27 protein-coding genes, 1 tRNA gene and 2 pseudogenes are annotated in these 23,564 nt (G+C 72.2%); 15 read left to right on the top strand and 15 right to left on the bottom strand.

The features are described 5' to 3' along the window. Positions 1–57 precede the first annotated feature (57 nt). From ABFY03_RS18135 to ABFY03_RS18115, 5 genes are all read left to right on the top strand, one after another. Entirely contained in the window at positions 58–1,404 is a 1,347-nt protein-coding gene (locus ABFY03_RS18135) for a hypothetical protein (RefSeq protein WP_346170369.1), read from the top strand. Between the two features lie 87 nt (positions 1,405–1,491). Beyond that, the gene (locus ABFY03_RS18130; RefSeq protein ID WP_319009433.1) at positions 1,492–1,902 is read left to right on the top strand and encodes a VOC family protein; all 411 of its coding nucleotides are present in this window, start codon (positions 1,492–1,494) and stop codon (positions 1,900–1,902) included. A gap of 20 nt (positions 1,903–1,922) precedes the next feature. After that, a complete protein-coding gene (locus ABFY03_RS18125) occupies positions 1,923–2,165 on the top strand; it encodes an AraC family transcriptional regulator (protein ID WP_319009434.1) in 243 nt (80 codons plus the stop codon). Further along, a complete protein-coding gene (locus tag ABFY03_RS18120; protein WP_319009435.1) occupies positions 2,162–2,605 on the top strand; it encodes a pyridoxamine 5'-phosphate oxidase family protein in 444 nt (147 codons plus the stop codon). Before ABFY03_RS18125 ends, ABFY03_RS18120 begins: the two co-directional genes overlap by 4 nt. Positions 2,606–2,707: 102 nt before the next feature. Further along, a complete protein-coding gene (locus tag ABFY03_RS18115) occupies positions 2,708–3,175 on the top strand; it encodes an iron chaperone (RefSeq protein ID WP_319009436.1) in 468 nt (155 codons plus the stop codon). Positions 3,176–3,179: 4 nt separating this feature from the next. Here the strand turns inward: ABFY03_RS18115 and ABFY03_RS18110 are convergent, their stop codons facing one another. Then, positions 3,180–4,088 carry an NAD-dependent epimerase/dehydratase family protein gene (locus ABFY03_RS18110; RefSeq protein WP_346170368.1) on the bottom strand — a complete coding sequence of 303 codons (909 nt, stop codon included), beginning with the start codon at positions 4,086–4,088 and terminating at the stop codon, positions 3,180–3,182. 87 nt (positions 4,089–4,175) lie between these two features. Then, positions 4,176–4,364, bottom strand: a pseudogene (locus ABFY03_RS18105) (LuxR C-terminal-related transcriptional regulator); the annotation flags it as partial. Position 4,365: 1 nt separating this feature from the next. Between ABFY03_RS18105 and ABFY03_RS18100 the strand changes: the two are divergent. Further along, entirely contained in the window at positions 4,366–5,427 is a 1,062-nt protein-coding gene (locus tag ABFY03_RS18100; protein ID WP_346170367.1) for an ATP-grasp domain-containing protein, read from the top strand. Positions 5,428–5,488: 61 nt separating this feature from the next. Here ABFY03_RS18100 and ABFY03_RS18095 read toward each other — a convergent pair whose 3' ends face one another. The 4 genes from ABFY03_RS18095 to ABFY03_RS18080 all read right to left on the bottom strand — a co-directional run bounded on the left by ABFY03_RS18095 (position 5,489) and on the right by ABFY03_RS18080 (position 8,760). Next, a complete protein-coding gene (locus ABFY03_RS18095; RefSeq protein ID WP_346170366.1) occupies positions 5,489–5,899 on the bottom strand; it encodes a hypothetical protein in 411 nt (136 codons plus the stop codon). A gap of 61 nt (positions 5,900–5,960) precedes the next feature. After that, positions 5,961–6,845, bottom strand: a complete 885-nt coding sequence (gene sigJ, locus ABFY03_RS18090) for an RNA polymerase sigma factor SigJ (protein ID WP_346170365.1) — start codon at positions 6,843–6,845, stop codon at positions 5,961–5,963. A 127-nt stretch (positions 6,846–6,972) separates the two neighbouring features. Next, positions 6,973–7,626, bottom strand: coding sequence for an SCO4225 family membrane protein (locus ABFY03_RS18085; protein ID WP_319009441.1), 654 nt, complete (start codon positions 7,624–7,626; stop codon positions 6,973–6,975). A gap of 132 nt (positions 7,627–7,758) precedes the next feature. Next, positions 7,759–8,760, bottom strand: coding sequence for a helix-turn-helix transcriptional regulator (locus ABFY03_RS18080; protein WP_346170364.1), 1,002 nt, complete (start codon positions 8,758–8,760; stop codon positions 7,759–7,761). Between the two features lie 212 nt (positions 8,761–8,972). Here ABFY03_RS18080 and ABFY03_RS18075 point away from each other — a divergent pair, with 212 nt between their 5' ends. Beyond that, positions 8,973–9,365: a RidA family protein gene (locus ABFY03_RS18075; protein ID WP_319009443.1), complete on the top strand. Its 393-nt coding sequence runs from the start codon at positions 8,973–8,975 to the stop codon at positions 9,363–9,365. Positions 9,366–9,436: 71 nt separating this feature from the next. On the opposite strand, the gene ABFY03_RS18070 is transcribed toward ABFY03_RS18075, so the two are convergent. Further along, positions 9,437–9,775 carry a MerR family transcriptional regulator gene (locus tag ABFY03_RS18070; RefSeq protein ID WP_319009444.1) on the bottom strand — a complete coding sequence of 113 codons (339 nt, stop codon included), beginning with the start codon at positions 9,773–9,775 and terminating at the stop codon, positions 9,437–9,439. A 703-nt stretch (positions 9,776–10,478) separates the two neighbouring features. On the opposite strand from ABFY03_RS18070, the gene ABFY03_RS18065 reads away from it, so the two are divergent. Beyond that, on the top strand, positions 10,479–10,835 hold the full coding sequence (locus tag ABFY03_RS18065) for a hypothetical protein (RefSeq protein ID WP_319009445.1): 357 nt from the start codon (positions 10,479–10,481) through the stop codon (positions 10,833–10,835). A gap of 103 nt (positions 10,836–10,938) precedes the next feature. Here the strand turns inward: ABFY03_RS18065 and ABFY03_RS18060 are convergent, their stop codons facing one another. Then, a complete protein-coding gene (locus ABFY03_RS18060; RefSeq protein ID WP_319009446.1) occupies positions 10,939–11,142 on the bottom strand; it encodes a cold-shock protein in 204 nt (67 codons plus the stop codon). 418 nt (positions 11,143–11,560) lie between these two features. Between ABFY03_RS18060 and ABFY03_RS18055 the strand changes: the two genes are divergently transcribed. Continuing rightward, positions 11,561–12,229 carry a DUF998 domain-containing protein gene (locus tag ABFY03_RS18055; RefSeq protein WP_346170363.1) on the top strand — a complete coding sequence of 223 codons (669 nt, stop codon included), beginning with the start codon at positions 11,561–11,563 and terminating at the stop codon, positions 12,227–12,229. A gap of 47 nt (positions 12,230–12,276) precedes the next feature. Here ABFY03_RS18055 and ABFY03_RS18050 read toward each other — a convergent pair. The 3 genes and pseudogenes from ABFY03_RS18050 to ABFY03_RS18040 form a co-directional block, all read right to left on the bottom strand. Continuing rightward, a pseudogene (locus ABFY03_RS18050) lies at positions 12,277–12,378 on the bottom strand (RNA polymerase subunit sigma-70); the annotation flags it as partial. A 36-nt stretch (positions 12,379–12,414) separates the two neighbouring features. Next, a complete protein-coding gene (locus tag ABFY03_RS18045; protein WP_346170362.1) occupies positions 12,415–12,978 on the bottom strand; it encodes a DUF5994 family protein in 564 nt (187 codons plus the stop codon). A gap of 279 nt (positions 12,979–13,257) precedes the next feature. Beyond that, positions 13,258–13,530 carry a hypothetical protein gene (locus tag ABFY03_RS18040; RefSeq protein ID WP_319009450.1) on the bottom strand — a complete coding sequence of 91 codons (273 nt, stop codon included), beginning with the start codon at positions 13,528–13,530 and terminating at the stop codon, positions 13,258–13,260. Positions 13,531–13,762: 232 nt separating this feature from the next. Between ABFY03_RS18040 and ABFY03_RS18035 the strand changes: the two genes are divergently transcribed. Beyond that, on the top strand, positions 13,763–14,287 hold the full coding sequence (locus ABFY03_RS18035) for a DUF5994 family protein (RefSeq protein WP_319009451.1): 525 nt from the start codon (positions 13,763–13,765) through the stop codon (positions 14,285–14,287). 18 nt (positions 14,288–14,305) lie between these two features. Here the strand turns inward: ABFY03_RS18035 and ABFY03_RS18030 are convergent. After that, positions 14,306–14,376: transfer RNA gene (locus tag ABFY03_RS18030), tRNA-Gly, on the bottom strand. 411 nt (positions 14,377–14,787) lie between these two features. On the opposite strand from ABFY03_RS18030, the gene dcd reads away from it, so the two are divergent. Together dcd and ABFY03_RS18020 are read left to right on the top strand one after the other, a co-directional pair. Continuing rightward, positions 14,788–15,363, top strand: coding sequence for a dCTP deaminase (dcd, locus tag ABFY03_RS18025; RefSeq protein WP_030495892.1), 576 nt, complete (start codon positions 14,788–14,790; stop codon positions 15,361–15,363). Between the two features lie 14 nt (positions 15,364–15,377). Then, entirely contained in the window at positions 15,378–15,875 is a 498-nt protein-coding gene (locus tag ABFY03_RS18020; protein WP_031008691.1) for a phosphoribosyltransferase, read from the top strand. A gap of 63 nt (positions 15,876–15,938) precedes the next feature. On the opposite strand, the gene ABFY03_RS18015 is transcribed toward ABFY03_RS18020, so the two are convergent. Beyond that, a complete protein-coding gene (locus ABFY03_RS18015) occupies positions 15,939–16,778 on the bottom strand; it encodes a Yip1 family protein (protein WP_319009469.1) in 840 nt (279 codons plus the stop codon). Positions 16,779–16,969: 191 nt separating this feature from the next. Between ABFY03_RS18015 and ABFY03_RS18010 the strand changes: the two genes are divergently transcribed. After that, a complete protein-coding gene (locus tag ABFY03_RS18010; protein ID WP_346170361.1) occupies positions 16,970–17,722 on the top strand; it encodes a protein kinase family protein in 753 nt (250 codons plus the stop codon). A gap of 71 nt (positions 17,723–17,793) precedes the next feature. Here ABFY03_RS18010 and ABFY03_RS18005 read toward each other — a convergent pair whose 3' ends face one another. Both ABFY03_RS18005 and ABFY03_RS18000 read right to left on the bottom strand, forming a co-directional pair. After that, a complete protein-coding gene (locus ABFY03_RS18005) occupies positions 17,794–20,058 on the bottom strand; it encodes a heterodisulfide reductase-related iron-sulfur binding cluster (RefSeq protein WP_346170360.1) in 2,265 nt (754 codons plus the stop codon). A gap of 157 nt (positions 20,059–20,215) precedes the next feature. Beyond that, positions 20,216–20,824: a sugar transferase gene (locus ABFY03_RS18000; RefSeq protein WP_346170359.1), complete on the bottom strand. Its 609-nt coding sequence runs from the start codon at positions 20,822–20,824 to the stop codon at positions 20,216–20,218. A 246-nt stretch (positions 20,825–21,070) separates the two neighbouring features. Between ABFY03_RS18000 and dnaK the strand changes: the two genes are divergently transcribed. Both dnaK and grpE read left to right on the top strand, forming a co-directional pair. Continuing rightward, positions 21,071–22,912, top strand: coding sequence for a molecular chaperone DnaK (gene dnaK, locus ABFY03_RS17995; protein ID WP_031008702.1), 1,842 nt, complete (start codon positions 21,071–21,073; stop codon positions 22,910–22,912). Continuing rightward, positions 22,909–23,553: a nucleotide exchange factor GrpE gene (gene grpE, locus ABFY03_RS17990; RefSeq protein ID WP_319009473.1), complete on the top strand. Its 645-nt coding sequence runs from the start codon at positions 22,909–22,911 to the stop codon at positions 23,551–23,553. The genes dnaK and grpE overlap by 4 nt, the downstream gene beginning before the upstream one ends. Positions 23,554–23,564 lie beyond the last annotated feature (11 nt).

Raw genomic sequence — 23,564 nt, 5'->3', positions numbered from 1 at the left:
CACCCGTTCGGTCGCGCCCGGGGCGCAGGACCCCGTCCCCGCCCGCACAGTGGCCGCATGGGAGCACCAGGCGGCGGGACCGACGACGAACTCACCGTGCTGCGGGCCCGCGTGGCCGCGCTGGAGGCGACGGCCGCGCAGGGCGCGCCGAAGCGGGAGCACCACCGGGTGCGCTCCTTCTTCGCCGCGCTGCTGATCGTCGTCGGCTGCGTCCTGGTGCCGCTGGGCCTGGTCGCGGCCTGGACCGCGGACCTGCTCGGCGACACCGACCGCTACGTGCAGACGGTGGAGCCGCTCGCCTCCGACGCGGACGTGCAGGCGGCGGTCGCCAACCGGGTGACCGGCGCCGTGATGGAGCACATCGACCTGCCCTCCCTCCTCGAAGGCGTCGCCCCCGACCAGCGGCCGCTGGTGGAGAAGGCCCTCGGGAAGCTCGGCGGCTCGCTGGAGAGCGCGCTCTCCAGCTTCGTCCACGACCGGGCCCAGGACGTCGTCGCGTCCCCGGCCTTCGAGACGATCTGGACCGACGCCAACCGGGCCGTCCACACCTCCCTCGACCGGGCCCTGACCGGCGACCAGGACGGGGCGGTGAAGATCGAGACGGACGCGGTGACGATCGACCTGGCGCCGGTCATCGAGCGGGTGAAGGAACGTCTCGTCGACTCGGGTCTCACGGTCGCCGCCAACATCCCCGAGGTGCACACCGACTTCACGGTCCTGCGGTCCGACGACATCGGGAAGGCGAAGACCGGGTTCGCGCTGCTCCAGACGCTGGGCGTGTGGCTGCCGGTGATCGCCGTGCTGTGCGTGGCCGGCGGGGTGCTGCTCGCGGTGCGCCGGCGCCGCGCGCTGGTCGCGGGGGCCCTGGGCTTCGCGGTGGCGGCGATCGTCCTGGGGATCGCGCTGACCGTCTTCCGTACGGTCTACCTCAACGCCCTGCCCTCCTCGGTCTCCCCGGCGGCCGCCGGGTCGGTCTACGACACCCTGATCCGCTTCCTGCGCACCTCGGTCCGGGTCTTCGCGGTCATCGGCGTCCTCGTCGCCCTGGTGGCCTGGCTGTCCGGGCCGAGCCGCCCGGCCGTCCTGGTGCGCGGCCTGTGGCACGCGGGCATCGGCGCCAGCCGCTCGACGGCGGACCGGGCGGGGATGCGGCTGGGCCCGGTCGGCCCGTTCGTCCGCCGCTTCCACACCTGGATCGTGTGGATCCTGGTGGTGGCCGCCGCGCTCGCCTTCGTCCTCTGGTCGTACCCGACCGGCTGGGTCGTCGTCGGCCTCGCCCTGGCCCTCCTCTTCGCCCTGGCGGTGACGGACTTCCTGGCGGACCCGGAGGAACCGGCGGCCCGGGAGGCACCGCGGGACGGCGCGGCGCCCCCGCCGGGGACCGGCGGAGCGCGCACGCCGTGACGGATCGGGACGCACACACGCCGTGACGGGTCGGGAAGATCAGGATTCGAGAAGCGCGCCGGGGGCGCCCTGACTACCGTGATCGTCATGGACATCACCATCCACACCACCGTTCTCCCGCACGACGACCCGGACGCCTCGCTCGCCTTCTTCCGCGACGTCCTCGGCTTCGAGGTCCGCAGCGACGTCGGCCAGGGGCGGATGCGCTGGATCACCGTCGGCCCGGCGGGACAGCCCGGCACCTCGATCCTGCTCGCCCCGCCGGCCGTCGACCCGGGCGTCACGGAGGACGAGCGCCGCACCATCGCCGAGATGATGGCCAAGGGCACGTACGGCTGGATCCTGCTCGCCACCCCCGATCTGGACGCCGTCTTCGCGAAGGTCTCCGCCGGTGACACCGAGGTCGTGCAGGAGCCGACCGAGCAGCCGTACGGCGTCCGCGACTGCGCCTTCCGCGACCCGGCCGGCAACCTGATCCGCATCCAGGAACTGCGCTGAATCCCAGGGGGGAAACCGACATGTGCCAGCCCGCATGGGCCGCGGCCCGCACGGAGGCGGTACGGCTCCAGGCGCTGCGGACGCTGCGCCGGGTCCGCGACCGCATCGACCGCGAGTACACCCGGCCGCTGGACGTCCCGGCCCTGGCCCGGACCGCGGGCCTGCCCGCCGGGACGCTGCACCGCACCTTCACCCAGGCGTACGGCATGACACCGCACGCCTTCGTCACCACGCTCCGCACCGCCCGGGGGAGAACGGCATGACCACCGCACCCGCGCCGAGGCCCCGCGAGCAGCGTCTCGCGGACACCCTGACCCGGCTGGAGACGGACGTGGACCTGTGGCTGGCGAGCCGGGGCCATCTGATCCCGCTCTCCTTCCTCTGGGACGGCGCCGCCGTCCTCGTCTCCACCCCGCGCGCCTCCCGCACCGGCCGCAACCTGCTGGCCGACGGGCGGGTCCGGCTCGCCCTCGGCCCCACCCGCGACGTCGTGATGATCGACGGCACCGCCGAGCCCGTCGACCTCGCCGACCTGCCCGCCGGGACCGGCGACGCCTTCGCCGCGAAGACCGGCTTCGACCCGCGCGGACTGACCACGCCCTACCAGTACTTCCTGATCCGGCCGCGCCGGGTGCACGCCTGGCGCGAGGCCGACGAGCTCGACGGGCGCACCCTGATGCGCGACGGCGTCTGGCTCTCCTGAGCCGGCCGGTCAGTTTCGGAGAAGCACCGGGGAAGCCCGGAACCTAGCCTGGAATCAGCACCGGGAAAGACCAGCCCACACAGCGAACGAGGGGAAACCGACATGGCTGCCGAGACCACCGCGTCCACCCAGTCCACCAAGTCCTACGACGGCTTCACGGAGGACGAGCGGGAGGCGATGAAGGAGCGGGCGAAGGAGCTGAAGGCCGCCAAGGGGCGCTCCGCGCGCGGCAAGGCCGCCGACGGCGAGGCCGACCTGCTCGCCAAGGTCGCCGAGATGACCGACGAGGACCGGGTCCTCGCCGAGGGCATCCACGCCCTGGTCAAGAAGGTCGCGCCCGACCTGACCGCCAAGACCTGGTACGGCATGCCGGCCTACGCCCGGGACGGCAAGGTCGTCTTCTTCTTCCAGAGCGCCGCCAAGTTCAAGGCCCGCTACGCCACCCTCGGCTTCAACGACGCCGCGAGCCTCGACGACGGCGACATGTGGCCCACCGCCTTCGCCCTCACCACCCTCACCCCCGAGGTCGAGGCCCGGATCGAGGCGCTGATCAAGAGGGCGACGGCCTGACCGTTCACGCGGCGGCCCGGCCGGCCCGCATCCCCTCCCGGTGGTCCGCGTACCGGGGCGTCCAGCCCAGCTCGCGGGTGGCCTTCGCGTGCGAGACGCGCAGCCGGGTGTCGAGCATCAGGCTGCCGAGGTAGGGGACGGCGAGCCGGAGCAGCGGGCCGGGGACCCGCAGCCGGGAGCCGCGGGCGGCGGCCAGCTCGCCCCAGGTGGACGGGCGGTCGTCGACGATGTTGTACGCCTCGCCCGCGCGGCCCCGCTCCAGCGCGGCGACCGTCGCCTCGGCCGCGTCCTCGACGTGAATCCACGACATGGTGCCGCCGCCGCCCGCCGGCACGGGGAACGGGCGGCTGCCGGGCGTCGGGTCGAACCAGGTGCCCGGGCCGTAGAAGACGCCGTACCGCAGCGCCGTGCCGGCCACGTGGTCCGCGGCGAACAGCCGGCCCTCCGCCTCGACGAGGCCGGTGATGACGTGGTCGGCGACCGTGCCGTTCCGGACGCCGAACGGGTCCTCCTCGGTGACCGGCCGGGTGCCGTGGTCGCGGTAGCCGTACCCGAGGACCAGCGACTGGGTGACGAACCGGCCCGCGCCGAGCACGCCCGCCGCCTCCAGGAGGTGCGCGGTGCCGCGCTCCCGCAGCACGTTGCTCGGGTCGTCCGCGGTGAGCCTCAGCTTCGGCGAGCTGAGCGCGGTCAGCTGGTGGACGACCGCGTCGGCGGACAGTCCGTCCAGGGCCCGCAGCAGGCCCTCCCGGTCGAGCGCGTCCGCGCGGACGGGCGTCCCGCCCAGCGCCCGTACCGTCTGCGCCGAGCCCTCCGAACGGGCCAGGGCCAGCACCTCGTGGCCGTCCCTGGCCAGCGCCCGGGTGAGCGGACGGCCGATGGCGCCGGTCGCGCCGGCGAGCAGGATCCTCATGGTCAACCTCCTGGTGTCGTCACCAGGAAAGGTTGGCCGCGGCCCCCGTACGTGACAGCCCGGGGCGCGCCGGAGGGGTGACGCCCGTCACGCCCCGTCCGCCGCCCGGTCGCGGCCGGCCGGCGTGTCCAGCAGGCCCGCCTGGGCGATGAGGTAGGCGAGCTGGGCGCGGCTGTTGCTGCCGAGCAGGTCCGACGCCTTCTTCATGTGCGCGGCGACCGTGCGGGGGCTCATGCCCAGGCGGCTGGCGATGGCCGCGTCCGTGTAGCCGTCGACCATGAGCCGCAGCACGTTCAGCCGGGTCGCCCGGCAGGCCCTGGACCGGCACGGGCTGAGCCCGGTGCGCCACCGCCGGGTCCACAGCGCCGCCGAGGCGGTCGCGTTCCTGGAGGAGGTCGGCGACCGGATCGTGCTGAAGCCCGGCCAGGGCGCGGGCAGCCTGCACATCAACGTGGTGAGCGACGCGGAGGGCGCCGCCCGCGCCGTCCGGGAGATCGAGGAGTTCGGGTACGGCGGCGTCCTGGCCGAGGAGTACCTGGAGGGCCCGGTCGTCAGCGTCGAGGCGTTCTCCCACCAGGGCCGCCACGTGGTGCTCGGCGTCAGCGAGTACCGGGTGAACGAGCACTTCGTCGAGTGGGAGTGCAGCGTCCCCAGCGACGCGGCCCAGCCGGACCTGGCGGAGCTCCACCGGGTCACCGCCGGCGTGCTGGACGCGGCCGGTCTGACCGACGGTCCCTCGCACAGCGAGTTCGTCCTCACCCCGGCCGGCCCGCGCCTCCTGGAGACCCACAACCGGCTGTCGGGCGCCGGCATCCCCGAGATGGTGCACCGGGCCACGGGCTGGGACCCGGCCCGGCTGTTCATGACGGTGCCGCTGGGCATCGACCGGCTGCCCGAGACGGCGCCGGAGCCGCAGCAGGGCGCGGCGATCCGTTTCCTGGACGCGGCCCCGGGCCGGATCACGGCGATCACCGGTGCGGACGACCTGCCCGTCCCCGTCCGCCGGGTCCCGGCCGGCGAGCGCGCCCCCCCACATGATCCCGTACCTCGAGGACTTCGCGGCGGCGGACGCCGGAGCGGTGATCGGCAAGCACGTCGGCGACGAGGTGTCGGCGATGGACTCCCTCCTCTCCTCCGACCGCGGCTACGTCTTCGCCACCGCCCCCACCCGCGCGGAGGCCGTCCGCCGCTGCGAGGCCCTGGCCGCCGGCATCACCTTCCACGTCGAACCGGCCCAGAGCCCGTCCTGACACGAAGCCCCGTGGCCACCGGCCCGGGGCTCGTGTCAGGGGGCCCCAGTCGGAGCGTCCCGAAGTGGCCCATTCGGCCGGACACTTGAGGGCTGCCGTAGGTGCGATGACCACCTCACCCGCCGCCTCCAGGATCAACGGGGGTGGCGGTCAGGACCGGGCGGCGGCCCGGGGGAGCGGGAACCGCGGCGACAGCGAACGGGCCAGGGCCAGCGTGCTCAGCGCGAACATCACCACGCCCAGGGGGACATGGGCCGCGGGCACGTGGGCGATTCCCAGCGCGACCTGCGCCGAGGCGAGGAGGAGCAGGCCGGTGGAGAACAGGACGGGGCGGGGGGATCCGCCGCCCGGGCGCCAGGCCAGGACCGTGGCGAGCACGTACAGCATGGCGGCCGCGTACATCACCTTCGATCCGATGTCGTGCAGCAGATAGGCGGTGGACGAGTTCAGCAGCAGGCCCGCGGTGACCGCCTGGAAGAAGAGGGTCAGGGCCTGCAGGGCCGCGGTGACGCGGAGGAAGGCGCCGCCGCGCGTGCCGTCGGACTCCGGCTGTCTGGTCATGGTGGGGTTCCCCTCGGGTGGTGGCGGGCGGCGATCGCGGGTGGGCGCGGGTCGTTCGGGGTCAGCGGAGGCCGAGCGGCGTCCCTGCGGCGAGGTGGGTGAGCTTCTCGGGGGCGCGGACGAGGTAGAGCCCGGAGACGCGGCCCTCCTCGACCCGGACGGCCATGACGGCGTCCGGCTCGCCGGCCACGCGCACGGCCGGCGCGGGGCTGCCGTCGACCGCGGTGGGCTCCCAGGTGAGCGCGCCCTCCGCCTCGGCGGAGCCGCCGAGGCGGAAGCGGACGATCTTCTCGGCGCCGACGACCGGACGCGGCGCGGCGCGCTTGAGCCCGCCGCCGTCGCTGAGCAGCACCACATCGGGCGCGAGCACGTCGAGGAGGCCCTGGGAGTCCCCGGTCTCGACGGCCCGCCGGAAGGACTCCAGGGCCGCCCGGGTCTCGGCCGCGGAGGCCGTCCCGCGAGGGCGGCGGGCGCCGACGTGCCGGCGGGCGCGGTGCGCGATCTCCCGGACGGCCCCGGGACTCCGGCCGACGGCCTCGGCGATCTCCCCGTCGTCGACCCCGAAGACCTCGCGCAGCACGAACACCGCCCGTTCGGTCGGGGAGAGGCTCTCCAGGACGAGCGTCATCGCCATCGACAGGCTCTCGGCGAGCTCGGCGCCCTCGGCCACGTCCGGTGCGGTGACCAGCGGCCCGGGCAGCCACGGCCCGACGTACGCCTCGCGGCGTCGCTTCGCCGCGCGGAGCCGGCCGAGCGCCTGCCGGGTGGTGACGCGGACGAGGTACGCCCGCGGGTCGCTCGCCTCCCCCGGGCCGGCCCCGGCCCGGCGCAGCCAGGTCTCCCGGAGGACGTCCTCGGCGTCGGCGGCCGAGCCGAGCATCTCGTGGGCGACGGTGAAGAGCGGGGTCCGGTGGGCGTCGAACGCCTCGGTCGCCGGATCGGCCATGGTGTCTCTCCTCCGTCTCAGGGGGTTCGGCCTCAAGACACCGGGCACCGCGGCCCTGTGACACCCTGTGACGCGGCTCACGTCCGTGAGCGGTCCACCGCCCGGAGCCGGGGGCGGTGCACCGTCCTCAGGCGGCCGGCCGGGGCTCCCGGGCCCGCAGCCTGCGGGCCAGCCGGCCGAGCAGCACGGCGTTGAACAGCCCGGCCGACACCACTCCGAGGGAGAAGGCCAGCGAGGCCGGCCAGCCGGCCGAGAAGAGGTACTCGAGGGGCGACGACACCGCCACCGCGAGGAAGCCGAACGGCGCGGTCGCCAGGAGCGGCCACATCCCGGCGAGCCCGGCGTCCGGCAGGACGAGAGCCGCGCCCACGAAGAACCCCAGCGCGACCGCGACCACGGCGAGGTACCCGCGCGCGAGCCAGTTGTCCACGGCGGGCGCCAGCAGCGCCCGAAGCCTCCGCGCCCGGGGCTCTCCCGCGCCGGTCGGGGCGCCGGTCCCGGTCCTCGCGGCGAGGGAGCCGAGCACGGCCGCGTTCACCAGCGCGCACAGCAGCAGCCACCCGGCGAAGACCACGACCGTCGTCACGCCGGTGCCGAGGGGGAGGAACACGCCCAGGAAGGAGAGCGGCGCCGTCAGCAGCAGCGGGGCCGTGGCGACGACGCTCTCCGGGAAGAGGAGCATGGCGGCGAAGGAGACGGCGAACACCGCCAGATAGCCCCGGGCGAGCCGGTTCCCCGAAGCGAGGGCGAGCAGTCGGCGGGTGCGGGACGCGGTCGGCATCGGTGGTTCCTCGGGTCGGTCCGTTGGTGATCACCACGGTGGACCACGGGCCGCTCGCCGACATGAGTACGCCTACTCACCGCCGGCCCCCAAGACCCCCACCCGCACCTGGGCGAAGAGACCGGTACCCCGTCAGGACGGCGGCGTCCCGGCCGCCCGCAGCCGCTCCGCCAACTCCCCGCAGCGGTCCGCGAGGTCCGGCGGGTCCAGCACCTCGAAGTCGTGCCCCAGCAGGAGCACGTGCAGGAGCACGGCGTCGAGGCGCGCGGCCCCGCTGAGCACCTCGCAGCGCCCGCTCCCCCGCGCTTGCACGACGGCCGCCGACGCCGGGATCTGCGCGCGCACCGTGTCGGCCGGCGCGTGCACGAGGAAACGTGCCCGCCGCGCGTAGACCCGGCTCGCCACGCCCTCCTGGACGTACGCCGCCGCCTCGGGTGCCGTACGCGGGCGGAAGCGCCAGGTGCGGGGGGACACCTCGGTCATCCGGTCGACGCGGAAGGTGCGCCAGTCGTCGCGGTCCAGGTCGTACGAGAAGAGGTACCAGCGGCGGTCCGAGGCGACCAGGCGGTAGGGCTCGACCCGCCGCCGGACCGGCCCGCCCCCCGGCGGCGCCTGCCGGGCCGGGCCCGGGGGAGGGTACGCGAAACCCACCTCGACCTCGTCGCGGCAGGCTCTGGCGAGCGTCATCAGCACCTCCGGGTCGGCGGGCGTGCGGCCTCCGCCGAAGGACTCCACCGAGCCGGCGAGCGCGTGCACCTCGTGCCGCAGCCGGGTGGGCAGCACCTGGTCGAGCTTGGCCAGGGCGCGCAGGGCGGCCTCACCGGCGCCCGCGACCGAGCCGCCCGCTCCGGCGAGCAGCGCGACCGCGGTGGCGATCGCCTCCTCGTCGTCGAGGAGCAGCGGCGGCAGCTCCTGCCCCGGGCCGAGCCGGTAGCCGCCGCCGACGCCCTTGCCGGCGTGGACCGGATACCCGAGCGTGCGCAGGCGCTCGACGTCCCGCCGCACCGTCCGGGACGTCACCCCGAGCCGTGCGGCGAGCTCGGGCCCGGTCCAGGTGCGGCGCCGCTGCAGCAGCCCGAGCAGGGTGAGCACCCGCTCCGTCGTATCGCGGTCGCCGCCGCTCCCCACGTCCATGCCGTCCACGGTGCCAGAGATCGACGACAGCGGACCGATCCTGTCCGCTATCGGTGCCAGAGTGCGGGAACAGGGACGCAGCCGAACCCGGCGGCCCCGCGCGGCGCGAAGCGGCGCTTCCCCGGAGACGCCCACGGCCGACCCGGTGCCGGAGGTCCACCGCGCGCCCTCCACCGCCTGTCACCGAAACCCGCACCTCTCAGGAGAGACTCATGACCGAGAAGACGATCCACCTCGACCCCGAGGGACTCCCGCGCAACCCCGCCTTCACCCAGGGCGTGATCACCCCCGCCGGCCGCCTGCTCCACGTCGGCGGCCAGCTCGGCACCGACAGCGCCGGAAACCTCCTCGACGGCATCGAGGCCCAGACCGCACAGGCCCTGCGCAACGTCCTGACCGTCCTCGCCGCCGCCGGCACCGGCCCCGAGCACGTCGCCAAGCTCACCATCTACCTGGTCGCCGGCGTCGACGCCCAGGTGGGCTACGCGGCATCGCGCGAGGTCTGGGGCGACCACCGCACGGCCGTCACCGTCGTCTCCACCGCAGGCCACGCCCGCCCGGGCGCCCTCGTGGAGATCGACGCCGTGGCGATCGTCCCCGAGTAGCCGACGGCCCCGCACGCGAGCGACCTCCACCGGCGGAGCGCCGGGGCGGGACGGGGCGGGCCGGGGGCGACTCAAGCCTGTTCTGAGGGCGTACCGGATGCGGCGGCGCGGCGGTACTCGGCGTTGATGCGCTGCGCCTCCTCCAGCTGGTCCTCGAGGATGATGATCCGGCAGGCGGCCTCGATCGGAGTGCCCTGGTCGACGAGTTCCCGGGCTCGGGCGGCGATGCGGAGCTGGTAGCGGGAGTAGCGGCGGTGGCCGCCCGCGGAGCGCAGCGGAGTGATCAGGCGGGCTTCGCCGAGGGCGCGGAGGAAGCCCTGGGTGGCGCCGATCATCTCGGCGGCCCTGCCCATCGTGTAGGCGGGGTAGTCATCGTCGTCGAGACGGTCGTAGGAGTCGTCTGCTGTCATTTGCACCTCTCCGTGAAACGCATAGAGGGGCCCTGGTGCCAGTACTGGCACCAGGGCCCTGAAGGAACTACTACACCACCTGCCGGCCCTGATGAAGCGCCGGCCTTCTGTGTCCGCACGTCCGGCCTGGTAGCTGCCGGGGGTGCGGGGATCGCGGTTGCTTGACCGAAGACCACCTCGCTGACGATGTCCTGCGGTACCCGGGCTCACGAGATCGGCCCGGGCGATCCTGATGGCGCCGTACTCCTCCGTTCTTCCTTCGTTCTTCCTTCGTCGACCAACCTCTTGTTCCGGCGGGTACCGCTTCGCCATGACCGCGGTCCCGCTCTCGGAGGCCCCTGATCACCGCGGGCCTCCCGGTCCAGCCGCCAGTCCCGTCGCCGTTCTGCAACCTCGTGGCTTCGACACTCTGCCGCCGCACCGTCCTGCTCTGATGCCGTTCGTGCTGCTCGCGGGCAGTTCGTCTCTGCCCGGCTCCTTGTCTCCCTGGGTTACGACAGAAAACATAACCCGACTACTTCCCGATGTCTACTGCGGCGGCGATAGATTTTCGTTCCTCGCCCGGACAGACCAATGGACCTCGGCAGGGTGCGACGGGCCCGTGGGCGGGGGGTGGCCGCTCCGCGCACGCGCCCGGGCCGTCCGTCCCGCCCGCGAGCAGGTCGGGGACAGGAGGCGGGGGCGACCCGTAGGATCGGCTTCCATGTCGAAGACTGACGAGCTGCTCGTTGACATCGCCCGGCTGGTGGAGTCCGGGCGGAGCAACCAGATGTCCCTGACCGTCGTCACCGGGGGCGCGGTCATCACAGGCCGGCTGGCGCCCGAGGCGGTGTGGCGGCAGCGGGTCTCGGAGGTCCTGGCGGACTCCGACCACCTGGCCGACTTCTCCGCGGTCTTCGCCGCCGCGCCGAAGGACGACTCGCCCACCCACCTGCACTTCCACCTGGCGCGGATCCTCCAGGGCACGGTGGGGATCCCGGAGACGGGCGGTATGTACCGCGTCTCCATCGCGGACGTCAGCGCCTGGACGATGGGCGACGTCAGCTATTCCGACCACTGAGCCCGGCCGCCGGTCAGGGCGGCCCTGAAGCCGTACGGAATGCAAAAAGCTGGGGCCCGCACCCCGAAGGATGCGAGCCCCAGCTGCTTATGGCGCGTCAGCGTCAGGCGGGAACGATGTTCTCCGCCGTCGGGCCCTTCTGGCCCTGCGCGATGTCGAAGGAGACCTTCTGGCCCTCCTGGAGCTCGCGGAAGCCCTGGGTGGCGATGTTCGAGTAGTGGGCGAACACGTCAGGACCGCCACCCTCCTGCTCGATGAAGCCAAAACCCTTTTCCGCGTTGAACCACTTCACGGTACCGGCAGCCATGTCATTTCTCCTTCGGGAAGGCAGCGGAAACCGCACTCTGCGGATTCCGTGTCGCCGCGATGATTCCCTGACCGGAAAATGACCGGAATACAAGAAGTCTCCGCCCGGCCTGTGGCCGTACGGGGGACGTCTGAACCTTTTCGGGTACCAAAACTGCAGCTGATTCGACTGTAGCACGCAGGGGCATTCCGGACGGGTTTCCTTTTCTTCCGTGTGGCGCCGACAAAAATTCTCACGGTGACGTCGGCTGAAATCTTGCTCCACGGACACAGTTATTCGTGTTCCAGGAATGCGGTGTCCGAAGCGTGCCCGCAGGCCCGCACCGGCGTGTGATCCAGTGCACATCGGCGGCAACGATGACTTCGCTGCGCGCCGTCGGTCGTATGGGTGACATCACCGAAACGAGGAAGGCTCCGCCATGACCGACATGCTCACTGCTCCCCGCCGGGTCGTCTCCGCCGCGCCCCCTCGGCGATCGGCGGCGCGGTGGGCCCTGGCCGGCGGCGTGGCGGCGGGGCCGCTGTTCCTGGCGGCCGGGCTCGCCCAGGGCTTCGCACGGGACGGCTTCGGCTTCACGCGGAACGCGATCAGTCAGCTCGCCCTCGGCGAGGCGGGCTGGATCCAGACGGCGAACTTCGTGCTCACCGGCGCCCTGCTGGTCGCGGGGGCGGCCGGCCTGCGAACGGCGCTGCGCGGTGGTCCCGGCGGAACGTGGGGGCCGGCCCTGGTCGGCGTCTTCGGCGTCTCCTTCTGGGTCGCGGGCGCCTTCCCCGCCGACCCCGGGGCGGGCTTCCCCGCCGGGGCGCCCGAGACGACCGTGATGAGCGGCCACGGCGCCGTCCACATGGCCGGCGGCATGATCGGCTACCTGGCCCTGTGCGCGGCGTTCGTCGTCCTGGCCCGTCCGCTCGCGGCCCGGGGCCTGCGGGGGTGGGCCGTGGCGTCCCGCGTCGTCCCCGTGGCCGTCCTCACCGGTTTCACGGCCTCGGCCGCCTCGGTCCTGGCGTTCACCGTCGGCGCCGGCCTCGGTCTGCTGTGGCTGAGCGCGGCGACGGCCCGCCTCGCGGGCGCCCCGGCCGCGCGCTGACCGCCCCCACCGCCCACCGACACCCCGCCGGGGACACCGCCGGCCGATCAGGCCGGAACGCCGAGGCCGGTCTCCGCGCTCAGCCGATCCGGCAGGCCGAACAGCGGAAAGAGGCGCGCGGTGTCACGGAAGGCCGTGATGCTCGCGATGGGCGGTACTGGCCGAAGGCGGGGGAACGGCAGGTGTCATCTCCGCATGCCCTGGGCCAGGTAGATCATGCGTGCCCCGACGACGGGGTGGGGGCGGAGCGGGGGCTGCCGGGAGGCGCCGCCTTCCGCCTCCCAGGCGTCCTCCCCGGCCGCCCTCGCCTCCCGCAGGAGACGACTGGTCTCGTGCTCCTCGGACATCAGGGTGCCGGTGGTGTGGACGTTGCCCGGGGCGGACGCGGCGGTCATCAGGCGTGCGGCGGAGGCGGGTTCGGTCTCCGGGGGGACCACGAGCAGGTCGCAGCGGCCGAGGCTGTACGAGAACAGGATCATCGTGTCGGGGGCCTGGTCGGTGAACCAGCTGACGTGCACGGCGTAGCCGCCGACGGGGACCTTGCGCGGGGCGACGGGCCAGGGGGCCGGGTTCGCGGTGATGCGCGTGACGCGTCCGAAGCGGTCCCGCAGCGCCCCTACCAGGGGAGGCAGCTCGGTGGCGAGATCGCGCGAGTACGGCCACCAGGCGCCGTCCAGCAGGCCGGCCATGGAGGTGTTCGGGGTCAGGGCCAGGCGGGCCTGGCGGGTGGGAGCAGTGCTGCTGGTCATGAGACCGGAACCCGTCCCCGGGGCGCCCGCGGGAGCCCCGGCCTAGTGAGCGCCGGGAACGACGTCCGCGTGGCGGCGGGTGTACGAGGTGCTCCCGGTACCTCCAACGTACTCCGCGGCGGAGTCGGACGCGCCGGGTCCCCGTCACCCCGGCCCGCGCCGCTCGACGAGGACGAGCGTCGCGTCGGCGGCGGTGGCCCCGCCGCAGCCCGCCGGAGCGCGGGCATGCGCCGCGACGGCCGGAGGCGCCACCGCGCCCCCACGGCTCCGGCCGCCCGGTCAGGGTTCCTCGGAGTGGGGCCCGATGCCGCTCGGGGGCCTGCTGGTGGCCAGCCAGGACCGGGCCGGTTCGGCGGTGTGGGCTGTGTCGACGGTGAGGTGGAGGCGGGTGCCTCCGCCGGGGGCGGGGTAGCTGCGCTGCTCGCCGCCGGCGAAGCAGTGGCGGAGGACGTCCGCCACCATCCGGGCGGCGTCCGGGGTGGCGGCGACGATGCGGACCTCGGCGTGGCCCGGCGGCGGCAGCGCTTCGGCTTCCGGCTCGTTGCGGTCCAAGGCGGCACCGTCCCTTCCCGTCGAAGGCCAAGCTGGTCAGGTCTCCGTACGTCCACGGTACGTCCGCACACCGCACCGGCCGCACCGACCGCTTCCCCGGTGGGGACCGGCGCGTCCCCGGGTCCTCCCGGAGTACGGTGAAAGAACGGGGCCGCCGCCCCGCTCACCGGCCCGGCGCCCGCCGTGGCACCGGTCCGAGCGGCAGCGGACACCGGGGATGGACGGACCGACCATGACCGACACAGGCATTCCCCACACGCCCCCGCGCCTCCTGCCGGACGAGATCCACCGGGCAGTCGGACCGGGCACCGCGCTGCTCCGACTGGAGACGACGGGGTCCCGGCAGAGCCTGCTCGACGGGGCCTGGTGGCCGCGCTCACGTGACGTGGAGCGAGAGATCCCGCCGCTGATCACCGCCCTGACCGAACACCTCGGACCCATCACCCGGGTAGGTCTGGACGCCTCGGCCTGGAACGCCATCCCGACACGCCTGGTCGTCGACGACCAGGTCGTGCACCTCGACTCCTTCCCCGTCGGCGACGACACCGTCCTGATCACCCGCGGGGACCACGACCACTTCTCCCTCATGGTCGTCCCGCCCACCACGACGCCCGAGGCCGCCCGCACGGCCATGGCCCGCGCCGTCCACGCCGACAACGTCACCCAGGCCGCCGAGATCCTCCTCGCCGAACTCCCCCACGCCGCAGCCCCGTCGGGCGGTACTTCCCCGGACAACGACGAAGCCCCAGGTCTCTGACCTGGGGCTTCGTTCAAGAGCGGATGACGGGAATCGAACCCGCGCTATAAGCTTGGGAAGCTCATGTTCTACCATTAAACTACATCCGCGCAGCGGCCGGATGAGCCGGTCGCATCGTTGCACACTGTACCCCATGCGCCACGGGTGGCGTAGTTCGTGTCTCCCCCGCGGGTCGGAGTGCCGCGTGGAGGGTGTCCCGTTGATCCCCTAATGTGGCTGTCTCGTCCAGCATGTGTGTAGGGGAAGGGACTTGATGGGTTCCGTGGAGCGCACCGTCGTCCGCTGTGCCGAAGGGCACGTGTTCAGTACCGCCTCGTTTCCGCTTCAGCAGCTCGGGGCCGGGCGGATCGGGCCCGGGCGGCTCATCCGGTGTCCGCGGTGTGCGCGGTTGAGGCACGCGGTGCCGGTGGAGGTTCAGCAGCGCTGAGCTGCGTGAACCGGGCAGGGCGCGGAGCCGGTCCCGATTGGGGAGGTCCGCGCCCTCTGCGTATCGTGGGGGCGTGCTTCTCTCAGACAAGGACATCCGGGCCGAGATCGATGCCGGGCGGGTGCGCATCGACCCGTACGACGAATCCATGGTGCAGCCGTCCAGCATCGACGTGCGTCTCGACCGCTTCTTCCGGGTGTTCGAGAACCACCGCTACCCGCACATCGACCCCGCGATCGAGCAGCTCGATCTGACGCGCGAGGTGGAGCCGGAGGGCGACGAGGCGTTCATCCTGCACCCGGGCGAGTTCGTGCTCGCCTCGACCTACGAGGTCATCACCCTGCCGGACGACATCGCGTCGCGGCTGGAGGGGAAGAGTTCCCTCGGGCGGCTCGGGCTCGTGACCCACTCGACGGCCGGGTTCATCGACCCCGGCTTCTCGGGCCACGTGACCCTGGAGCTGTCGAACCTCGCGACCCTCCCGATCAAGCTCTGGCCGGGGATGAAGATCGGGCAGCTGTGCATGTTCCGGCTGAGCTCGCCCGCGGAGTTCCCGTACGGCAGCGAGCGGTACGGCTCCCGGTACCAGGGCCAGCGGGGACCGACGGCCTCCCGCTCGTACATGAACTTCCATCGGACCCAGGTGTGAGGCGGTAGCCGGACATGACTGAAGTACGCGAGAACCTGACGTACGAGGGCTTCGGGACGGCCGTCCGCGAGCTCGCCCAGACCATCGCCGACGACGGCTACGAGCCCGACATCGTCCTCTCCATCGCCCGGGGCGGCGTCTTCGTCGCCGGCGGGCTCGCCTACGCGCTGGACTGCAAGAACATCCACCTGGTGAACGTGGAGTTCTACACCGGCGTGGGCACGACGCTGGAGATGCCGGTCATGCTCGCGCCCGTCCCGGACGCGATCGACTTCTCCGACAAGAAGGTCCTGATCACCGACGACGTCGCCGACACCGGCAAGACGCTGAAGCTGGTCCACGACTTCTGCGTCGACCACGTCGCCGAGGTCCGCTCCGCCGTCATCTACGAGAAGTCCCACTCCCTCGTGAAGTGCGAGTACGTGTGGAAGAAGACCGACGAGTGGATCAACTTCCCCTGGTCGGTCGAGCCCCCCGTCGTGAAGCGCGAGGGCCAGGTCCTCGACGCCTGAGCGACCCCTGTACGCGCGAGAGCCCCCGCCGGACGTCCCGGCGGGGGCTCTCTCGCGTCCGTCCTACAGCGTGCCCAGCTTGATCAGGCTCAGCAGGGCCACCAGCTGGATCGCCGAGGCGCCGAGGGCCTTGGGCCAGGGGAGGTCGTGGGAGCGGCTCACCATGAGGGTGAAGAGGGCGCCGGCCGCGCCCCAGGTGAGCCAGCCGATGATCTGCACCAGGCCGTTGTCGCCGCCCAGGAAGAGGGCGAAGAGGAGGCGGGGGGCGTCGGTGAGCGACATGATCAGCATGGAGAGGCCGACCGTGGGCTGCCAGGCGCCGTCGCCGCCGAGCTGGCGGGCGAGGGTGTGGGTGACCGCGCCCAGGATCAGGCCGGCGAGGACGAAGCCGACGCCCGTCATCAGGACGTACGGGATCGTGCTGGAGATCGTCGCGTTCAGCACCTCGTCGCGGGCCTGGTCGAAGCCGAAGATCGCCAGCAGGCCGTAGAGGAAGGTGACGATCAGCGCCGGGCCCCAGACCGCGTGGTCGCGCATCCGGAGGAAGGTGTCCGCCGGGCGCAGCACGATGCCGCTCAGGAGGGCCTTCCAGGGCAGGCGGGGGCCGACGGGGGCCGGGGGTGCCTGGTAGGCGCCCTGCGGGCCGTAGGGGTCGTCGACGCTGAACATCTGGGTGTGGCCCGGGTTGTTCGCCGTCGCCGCGTGGGGGTGCTGCGCGTGCGGGTCGCCGAAGTACTCGGGCTCCCCGTACGGCTGCTGCTGCCGCGGTGGCTGTTGCTGCCACTGCTGCTGCGGCGGGTAGCCCTGCGGGGGCGCGTTGTACCCGTACGGCGCCTGCTGCGGTCGATGCTGTTGCTGCGGGGGGCGGTTGTCCCGGCCGCGTCCGTTCCTGAATCCAGCCACGTCATTGAACGTACCCGCTTCCGCGGCGGCCCCGCGCCTTTGCGGCTGACCTGTGACATCCACTAGGGGACCGGTGGGTCGTGACGGGGCCGTCGGGCGGGCGCCGGGTTGCTGTTACAAATCGTACGCAATGCCTCAATATCGGGTCCGTAGCTTCGGTGGTGTCAGCAGCGAATCCCCTGGAGCTCTTCATGCGCCTCAACCGCCGTGCCCGTGTCCTCCGTACCGCCGCCGTCGCCACCGGTACCTCCGCCGCCCTCCTCCTCCCCGCGGCCGCCGCCTTCGCGGCCGAGGGCCCCGCGGGCCCCGCCGCCGTCGCGAGCGACCAGGACGGCTCCACTCCGGCCGCGAGCGACCAGGCCGTGTTCTGGCGGAACGTCGACCTCGCCGACGGCGCGCTGGCCAAGGTCTACCAGGAGGGCCAGGGCCGCTTCTCCGCCGACGTCTACGGCGGTGGCCGGCTGATCGGCACCCTCGTCAGCGCCGACGGGAAGCCCGCGTACGGGGAGCACAACGGGCTCCACGTCGTCCTCCGGCCCGACGGCACCGTCGGCTCGTGGCTCGACCGCGCCCCGAACCCGAAGCCGGCCCCCGAGCCGACCCCGAAGCCCGCCCCCGAGCCGAAGCCGGCGCCCGTGCCTCACGGCAAGACCACGACGCCGCCGCGGACCACGCTCGCCGACGGGACCGTCGCCACCTTCGCCAGGCACGTCAAGGACGGCCCCCGCGTGCAGGTGGCCGCCGTCGACGGCACGCGTCTCGCCACCGTCGACGCCCGCCACCTCACCGCCCAGCACCGCGGCTGGACGTACAAGCTCGTGCCGCAGCCCGGCAAGCACCAGTTCCGCTTCGTCGTCGTCGACACCCCGAAGCAGGGCGGCGACAGCTGGGTCTACGACCTGAGCGGCAGGCTCGTCGCGGCGTACCACGCCCAGCGGCGGTGAGCCGCCGCCGCGCATGCCGAAGGGCCGCCCCGTCCGAGAACGGGGCGGCCCTTCGGCACGTACGCGAGCGGTTACGCGGCCGGCTCGGGCTCCGGCTCCTCGGCCGGGGCCTCCGGCTCGGGGTCGACCGGGGTCTTCACCGAGTCGAGCAGCAGCTGGGCCACGTCGACGACCTGGAGGCTCTCCTTGGCCTTGCCGTCGTTCTTCTTGCCGTTCACGGAGTCCGTGAGCATGACGAGGCAGAACGGGCAGGCGGTGGAGACGATGTCCGGGTTGAGGGACAGGGCCTCGTCGACGCGCTCGGTGTTGATGCGCTTGCCGATCCGCTCCTCCATCCACATCCGGGCGCCGCCGGCGCCGCAGCAGAAGCCGCGCTCCTTGTGGCGGTGCATCTCCTGCTGGCGCAGGCCGGGGACGGCGGACATGATCTCGCGCGGCGGCGTGTAGACCTTGTTGTGGCGGCCCAGGTAGCAGGGGTCGTGGTAGGTGATCAGACCGTCGACCGGGGTCACCGGGATCAGCTTGCCCTCGTCGATGAGGTGCTGGAGCAGCTGGGTGTGGTGGATGACCTCGTACTCGCCGCCGAGCTGCGGGTACTCGTTGGCGATGGTGTTGAAGCAGTGCGGGCAGGTGGAGACGATCTTCTTGGCCGACTTCGGCTTCTTCGTCGACTCGTCCTCGTCGTCCTCGCCGAACGCCATGTTCAGCATCGCGACGTTCTCCTGGCCGAGCTGCTGGAACAGCGGCTCGTTGCCCAGACGGCGCGGGGAGTCACCGGTGCACTTCTCCTCGCCGCCCATGATCGCGAACTTGACGCCCGCGATGTGCAGCAGCTCCGCGAAGGCCTTGGTGGTCTTCTTGGCGCGGTCCTCCAGGGCGCCGGCGCAGCCGACCCAGTAGAGGTAGTCGACCTCGGACAGGTCCTCGATGTCCTTGCCGACGATCGGGACCTCGAAGTCGACCTCCTTGGTCCACTCGACGCGCTGCTTCTTGGCCAGGCCCCAGGGGTTGCCCTTCTTCTCCAGGTTCTTGAGCATCGTGCCCGCCTCGGACGGGAACGCGGACTCGATCATCACCTGGTAGCGGCGCATGTCGACGATGTGGTCGATGTGCTCGATGTCGACCGGGCACTGCTCGACGCAGGCGCCGCAGGTGGTGCAGGACCACAGGACGTCCGGGTCGATGACGCCGTTCTCCTCGACGGTGCCGATCAGCGGGCGCTCGGCCTCGGCCAGCGCCGCGGCCGGGACGTCCTTCAGCTGCTCCTCGGACGCCTTCTCCTCGCCCTCCATGGTCTTGCCGCCGCCCGCGAGCAGGTACGGCGCCTTGGCGTGCGCGTGGTCGCGCAGCGACATGATCAGGAGCTTGGGGGAGAGGGGCTTGCCGGTGTTCCAGGCGGGGCACTGCGACTGGCAGCGGCCGCACTCGGTGCAGGTGGAGAAGTCGAGGAGGCCCTTCCAGGAGAACTGCTCGACCTGGGAGACGCCGTAGACGTCGTCCTCGCCCGGCTCCTCGAAGTCGATCGGCTTGCCGCCGGTCGTCATCGGCTGGAGCGCGCCCAGGGCGGTCTCGCCGGTCGCGTTGCGCTTGAACCAGATGTTCGGGAAGCCGAGGAAGCGGTGCCAGGCGACGCCCATGTTGGTGTTCAGCGAGACCACGATCATCCAGATGAACGAGGTGCTGATCTTCACCATGGCGGTGAAGTAGATGAGCGTCTGGAGGGTGGGGAGGGAGAGGCCCTTGAAGGCCAGGACGAGCGGGTACGAGGCGAAGTACGCGGCCTCGTAGTGCTCGACGTGGTGGATCGCGCCCTCCAGGCCGCGCAGCACGTAGATCGCGAGGCCGATGGTGAGGATCACGTACTCGACGAAGTACGCCTGGCCCGCCTTGGAGCCGGCGAAGCGGGACTTGCGGCCGGCGCGGCCAGGGAGGCTCAGCAGGCGGATGACGATCAGCACGGCGATGCCGAGGATCGTCATGACGCCGATGAACTCGATGTAGAGCTCGAAGGGCAGGAAGCCACCGATGACGGGCAGCGTCCAGTCGGCCTGGAAGAGCTGACCGAACGCCTGCGCGAGGGTCGGCGGCAGGGTCAGGAAGCCGATGGCGACGAACCAGTGGGCGAAGCCCACGATGCCCCAGCGGTTCATCCGGGTGTGGCCCAGGAACTCCCGGACCAGCGTCACGCTGCGCTGGTAGGGGTTGTCGGTACGGGTGCCGGCCGGGACGGGCTGGCCGAGCTTGAAGTACCGGACGAACTGGCCGATGGCGCGAGCGAGCAGGGCAACGCCGACCACGGTCAGCGTCAGCGACACGATGATCGCGGCGAGTTGCATGACGGGCTCCTCGGGCGGGCCTGGGGCGCGGCGGGGGCGGCCTGCGCTCGCCTCTTCTCTCGCCCTGAGCCTACTAAGCGGTAACTTATCTAGTCCGTGCTGAGATTACCGGTCGGAGCGCCCCACTTGTAGCGGGCCTCGCGGTGATCTGTGTCGCTCAGGCAAGCCTTGCCGGACGGGCGGAGGTGCGCCGGAGACGACGTCGGCGGACTGCTGGAAGCGTACGCGCCAGAACGGCCAGGTCCATGCCGAGCCAGTGGTGGTCCACATAGTGGAGGTCGAGCAGCTCCCGCTCCTCCCAGGGCAGGTCGGAACGGCCGCTGATCTGCCACGGCCCGGTCATCCCGGGGCGTACGGAGAGCCGGCGCCGGGTCTCGCCGGAGCACTCGCGGTGGGTGGGGGAGAGCGGACAGGGGCCGACGAGCGACATCTGGCCCCGGACCACGTGCAGCAGCAGCGGCAGCGCCGCCAGCGGGCTCCGGGTGCGGAGGGTCAGCATCGTGAAGGGGCGCCCGCCCAGTCCGGCCATCGTGCGCCGGCGCAGGGCGGGGCCCTCCTGGGCGAGGGTGAGCAGCAGCGCGGCGCCGGCGAGGACGGGGGAGAGGACGAGCAGCAGCGCCGTGCCCGCGACGAGGTCGAAGGCCCGCTTGAGGTCGAGGGCGCGGGCGGCGCCGGGGGCGTCGCGGTCGGGGCCGTGTCCGGGTGCGCGGCCGTGCCCGAGGGCGAAGCCGTGCTTGAGGTCGACACTGCGATGGTTCGCCGTCATGCCCCGGACCCCTCCGGCTGAGATCATGGGATGTTCGTGGGATATGCCTGCTTTGCCCGGCAAAGGGCATCAGGACTCTGCCACTTCTCGCGCTCCGGGTCAGGCATCGACGCGCCCCGTGCGTCTCTTTGAGCGACAGAACCGGCGAAGAGTTGAGCGGACTCGACTCAAGTCTGTTGACGCCCCGCGTTCCGTCATGCATCCTTGAGTCAGTTCCGCTCAAGTCAGTCAGCTGGAGGAATCGAAATGGCACGTGCGGTCGGCATCGACCTGGGCACGACTAACTCCGTCGTCAGCGTTCTGGAAGGCGGCGAGCCCACCGTCATCACGAACGCGGAGGGCGCCAGGACCACGCCGTCCGTCGTCGCCTTCGCGAAGAACGGCGAGGTGCTCGTCGGCGAGGTGGCCAAGCGCCAGGCCGTCACCAACGTCGACAGGACCATCCGGTCGGTCAAGCGCCACATGGGCACCGACTGGAAGATCGAGATCGACGGCAAGAGCTTCAACCCGCAGCAGATGAGCGCCTTCATCCTGCAGAAGCTGAAGCGCGACGCCGAGGCCTACCTGGGCGAGAAGGTCGTCGACGCGGTCATCACCGTCCCGGCGTACTTCAACGACTCCGAGCGCCAGGCCACCAAGGAGGCCGGCGAGATCGCGGGCCTCAACGTCCTGCGCATCGTCAACGAGCCGACCGCGGCCGCCCTGGCCTACGGCCTCGACAAGGACGACCAGACGATCCTCGTCTTCGACCTCGGTGGCGGCACCTTCGACGTGTCCCTCCTGGAGATCGGCGACGGCGTCGTCGAGGTGAAGGCCACCAACGGTGACAACCACCTCGGTGGTGACGACTGGGACCAGCGCGTCGTCGACTACCTGGTGACCCAGTTCAAGAACGGTCACGGCGTCGACCTGTCCGCCGACAAGATGGCGCTCCAGCGTCTGCGCGAGGCGGCCGAGAAGGCGAAGATCGAGCTCTCCTCCTCGACCGAGACCTCCATCAACCTGCCCTACATCACGGCCTCCGCCGAGGGCCCGCTGCACCTGGACGAGAAGCTCACCCGCGCCCAGTTCCAGCAGCTCACCGCGGACCTGCTCGAGCGCTGCAAGGTCCCGTTCCACAACGTCATCAAGGACGCGGGCATCGCCCTCTCCGAGATCGACCACGTGGTCCTGGTCGGCGGCTCGACCCGCATGCCGGCCGTCGCCGAGCTCGTCAAGGAGCTGACCGGTGGCAACGAGGCCAACAAGGGCGTGAACCCGGACGAGGTCGTCGCCATCGGCGCCGCGCTCCAGGCCGGTGTCCTCAAGGGCGAGGTCAAGGACGTCCTGCTCCTCGACGTCACCCCGCTGTCCCTCGGCATCGAGACCAAGGGCGGCATCATGACCAAGCTCATCGAGCGCAACACCACGATCCCGACCAAGCGGTCCGAGATCTTCACGACGGCCGAGGACAACCAGCCGTCCGTGCAGATCCAGGTCTACCAGGGCGAGCGCGAGATCGCGGCGTACAACAAGAAGCTCGGCATGTTCGAGCTGACCGGCCTCCCGCCGGCCCCGCGCGGCGTACCGCAGATCGAGGTCGCCTTCGACATCGACGCCAACGGCATCATGCACGTGACCGCGAAGGACCTGGGCACGGGCAAGGAGCAGAAGATGACCGTCACCGGCGGCTCCTCGCTGCCGAAGGACGAGGTCGACCGGATGCGCCAGGAGGCCGAGCAGTACGCGGACGAGGACCACCGCCGCCGCGAGGCCGCCGAGTCCCGCAACCAGGGCGAGAACCTGCTCTACCAGACCGAGAAGTTCCTCAAGGACAACGAGGACAAGGTCCCGGGCGACGTGAAGTCCGAGGTCGAGGCCGCGCTCGTCGAGCTCCGCGAGAAGCTCAAGGGCGAGGACGCCGCGGAGATCCGCACCGCCACCGAGAAGGTCGCGGCCGTCTCCCAGAAGCTCGGCCAGGCGATGTACGCCGACGCCCAGGCGGCCCAGGCCGCGGGTGGCGCCGACGCCGGCCAGGCGAAGGCCGACGACGATGTCGTCGACGCCGAGATCGTCGACGACGAGCCCAAGAAGGACGGCCAGGCGTGAGCGAGGAGACCCCGGGCTTCGAGGAGAAGCCCGACGTCCCCTCCGGCGACGCCGCCGAGGCCGCCGAGTCCCCCGAGGACACGGCGGCCCCGGCCGGGGACGCGAACAGTGCGCCGGCGGCCGACGCCGGCCTCACCGCCCAGCTGGACCAGGCCCGTGCCGCGCTCACCGAGCGCACCGCGGACCTCCAGCGGCTCCAGGCCGAGTACCAGAACTACCGCCGCCGCGTGGAGCGGGACCGGGTCACGGTCAAGGAGATCGCCGTCGCGAGCCTCCTGTCCGAGCTCCTGCCCGTCCTCGACGACGTCGGCCGGGCCCGGGACCACGGCGAGCTCGTGGGCGGCTTCAAGTCGGTGGCCGAATCGCTGGAGACCGTCGTCGCCAAGATGGGTCTGCAGCAGTTCGGCAAGGAGGGCGAGCCCTTCGACCCGACCATCCACGAGGCCCTGATGCACTCGTACGCGCCGGACGTCACCGAGACGACCTGCGTCGCGATCCTGCAGCCGGGGTACCGGATCGGCGAGCGGACCATCCGGCCCGCCCGCGTGGCCGTCGCCGAGCCCCAGCCCGGGGCGCAGGGCAAGGCCGAGGAGCCGGACGACACCGACAAGACCGGCTCGTCCGAGCAGGACAGCGAGTAACAGCCGTACCC

This window comes from Streptomyces roseofulvus (assembly GCF_039534915.1).
Classification (GTDB): domain Bacteria; phylum Actinomycetota; class Actinomycetes; order Streptomycetales; family Streptomycetaceae; genus Streptomyces; species Streptomyces roseofulvus.
The sequence above is the reverse complement of the archived record's forward strand: the minus strand, read 5'-3'. Positions and strand labels throughout refer to the sequence as shown.

Bases quoted from the DNA above. Each gene is read 5' to 3' on its own strand.
- ABFY03_RS18060 (WP_319009446.1), bottom strand. From the start codon at position 11,142: ATGGCTGCCGGTACCGTGAAGTGGTTCAACGCGGAAAAGGGTTTTGGC.
- ABFY03_RS18130 (WP_319009433.1), top strand. From the start codon at position 1,492: ATGGACATCACCATCCACACCACCGTTCTCCCGCACGACGACCCGGAC.
- ABFY03_RS18125 (WP_319009434.1), top strand. From the start codon at position 1,923: ATGTGCCAGCCCGCATGGGCCGCGGCCCGCACGGAGGCGGTACGGCTC.
- ABFY03_RS18110 (WP_346170368.1), bottom strand. From the start codon at position 4,088: ATGAGGATCCTGCTCGCCGGCGCGACCGGCGCCATCGGCCGTCCGCTC.
- ABFY03_RS18075 (WP_319009443.1), top strand. From the start codon at position 8,973: ATGACCGAGAAGACGATCCACCTCGACCCCGAGGGACTCCCGCGCAAC.
- ABFY03_RS18055 (WP_346170363.1), top strand. From the start codon at position 11,561: ATGACCGACATGCTCACTGCTCCCCGCCGGGTCGTCTCCGCCGCGCCC.
- ABFY03_RS18115 (WP_319009436.1), top strand. From the start codon at position 2,708: ATGGCTGCCGAGACCACCGCGTCCACCCAGTCCACCAAGTCCTACGAC.
- ABFY03_RS18085 (WP_319009441.1), bottom strand. From the start codon at position 7,626: ATGCCGACCGCGTCCCGCACCCGCCGACTGCTCGCCCTCGCTTCGGGG.
- ABFY03_RS18135 (WP_346170369.1), top strand. From the start codon at position 58: ATGGGAGCACCAGGCGGCGGGACCGACGACGAACTCACCGTGCTGCGG.
- ABFY03_RS18065 (WP_319009445.1), top strand. From the start codon at position 10,479: ATGTCGAAGACTGACGAGCTGCTCGTTGACATCGCCCGGCTGGTGGAG.
- ABFY03_RS18035 (WP_319009451.1), top strand. From the start codon at position 13,763: ATGACCGACACAGGCATTCCCCACACGCCCCCGCGCCTCCTGCCGGAC.
- ABFY03_RS18000 (WP_346170359.1), bottom strand. From the start codon at position 20,824: ATGACGGCGAACCATCGCAGTGTCGACCTCAAGCACGGCTTCGCCCTC.
- ABFY03_RS18120 (WP_319009435.1), top strand. From the start codon at position 2,162: ATGACCACCGCACCCGCGCCGAGGCCCCGCGAGCAGCGTCTCGCGGAC.
- ABFY03_RS18100 (WP_346170367.1), top strand. From the start codon at position 4,366: ATGAGCCGCAGCACGTTCAGCCGGGTCGCCCGGCAGGCCCTGGACCGG.
- ABFY03_RS18080 (WP_346170364.1), bottom strand. From the start codon at position 8,760: ATGGACGTGGGGAGCGGCGGCGACCGCGATACGACGGAGCGGGTGCTC.
- sigJ (WP_346170365.1), bottom strand. From the start codon at position 6,845: ATGGCCGATCCGGCGACCGAGGCGTTCGACGCCCACCGGACCCCGCTC.
- ABFY03_RS18095 (WP_346170366.1), bottom strand. From the start codon at position 5,899: ATGACCAGACAGCCGGAGTCCGACGGCACGCGCGGCGGCGCCTTCCTC.
- ABFY03_RS18010 (WP_346170361.1), top strand. From the start codon at position 16,970: ATGCGCCTCAACCGCCGTGCCCGTGTCCTCCGTACCGCCGCCGTCGCC.
- ABFY03_RS18020 (WP_031008691.1), top strand. From the start codon at position 15,378: ATGACTGAAGTACGCGAGAACCTGACGTACGAGGGCTTCGGGACGGCC.
- ABFY03_RS18045 (WP_346170362.1), bottom strand. From the start codon at position 12,978: ATGACCAGCAGCACTGCTCCCACCCGCCAGGCCCGCCTGGCCCTGACC.
- ABFY03_RS18005 (WP_346170360.1), bottom strand. From the start codon at position 20,058: ATGCAACTCGCCGCGATCATCGTGTCGCTGACGCTGACCGTGGTCGGC.
- ABFY03_RS18070 (WP_319009444.1), bottom strand. From the start codon at position 9,775: ATGACAGCAGACGACTCCTACGACCGTCTCGACGACGATGACTACCCC.
- dnaK (WP_031008702.1), top strand. From the start codon at position 21,071: ATGGCACGTGCGGTCGGCATCGACCTGGGCACGACTAACTCCGTCGTC.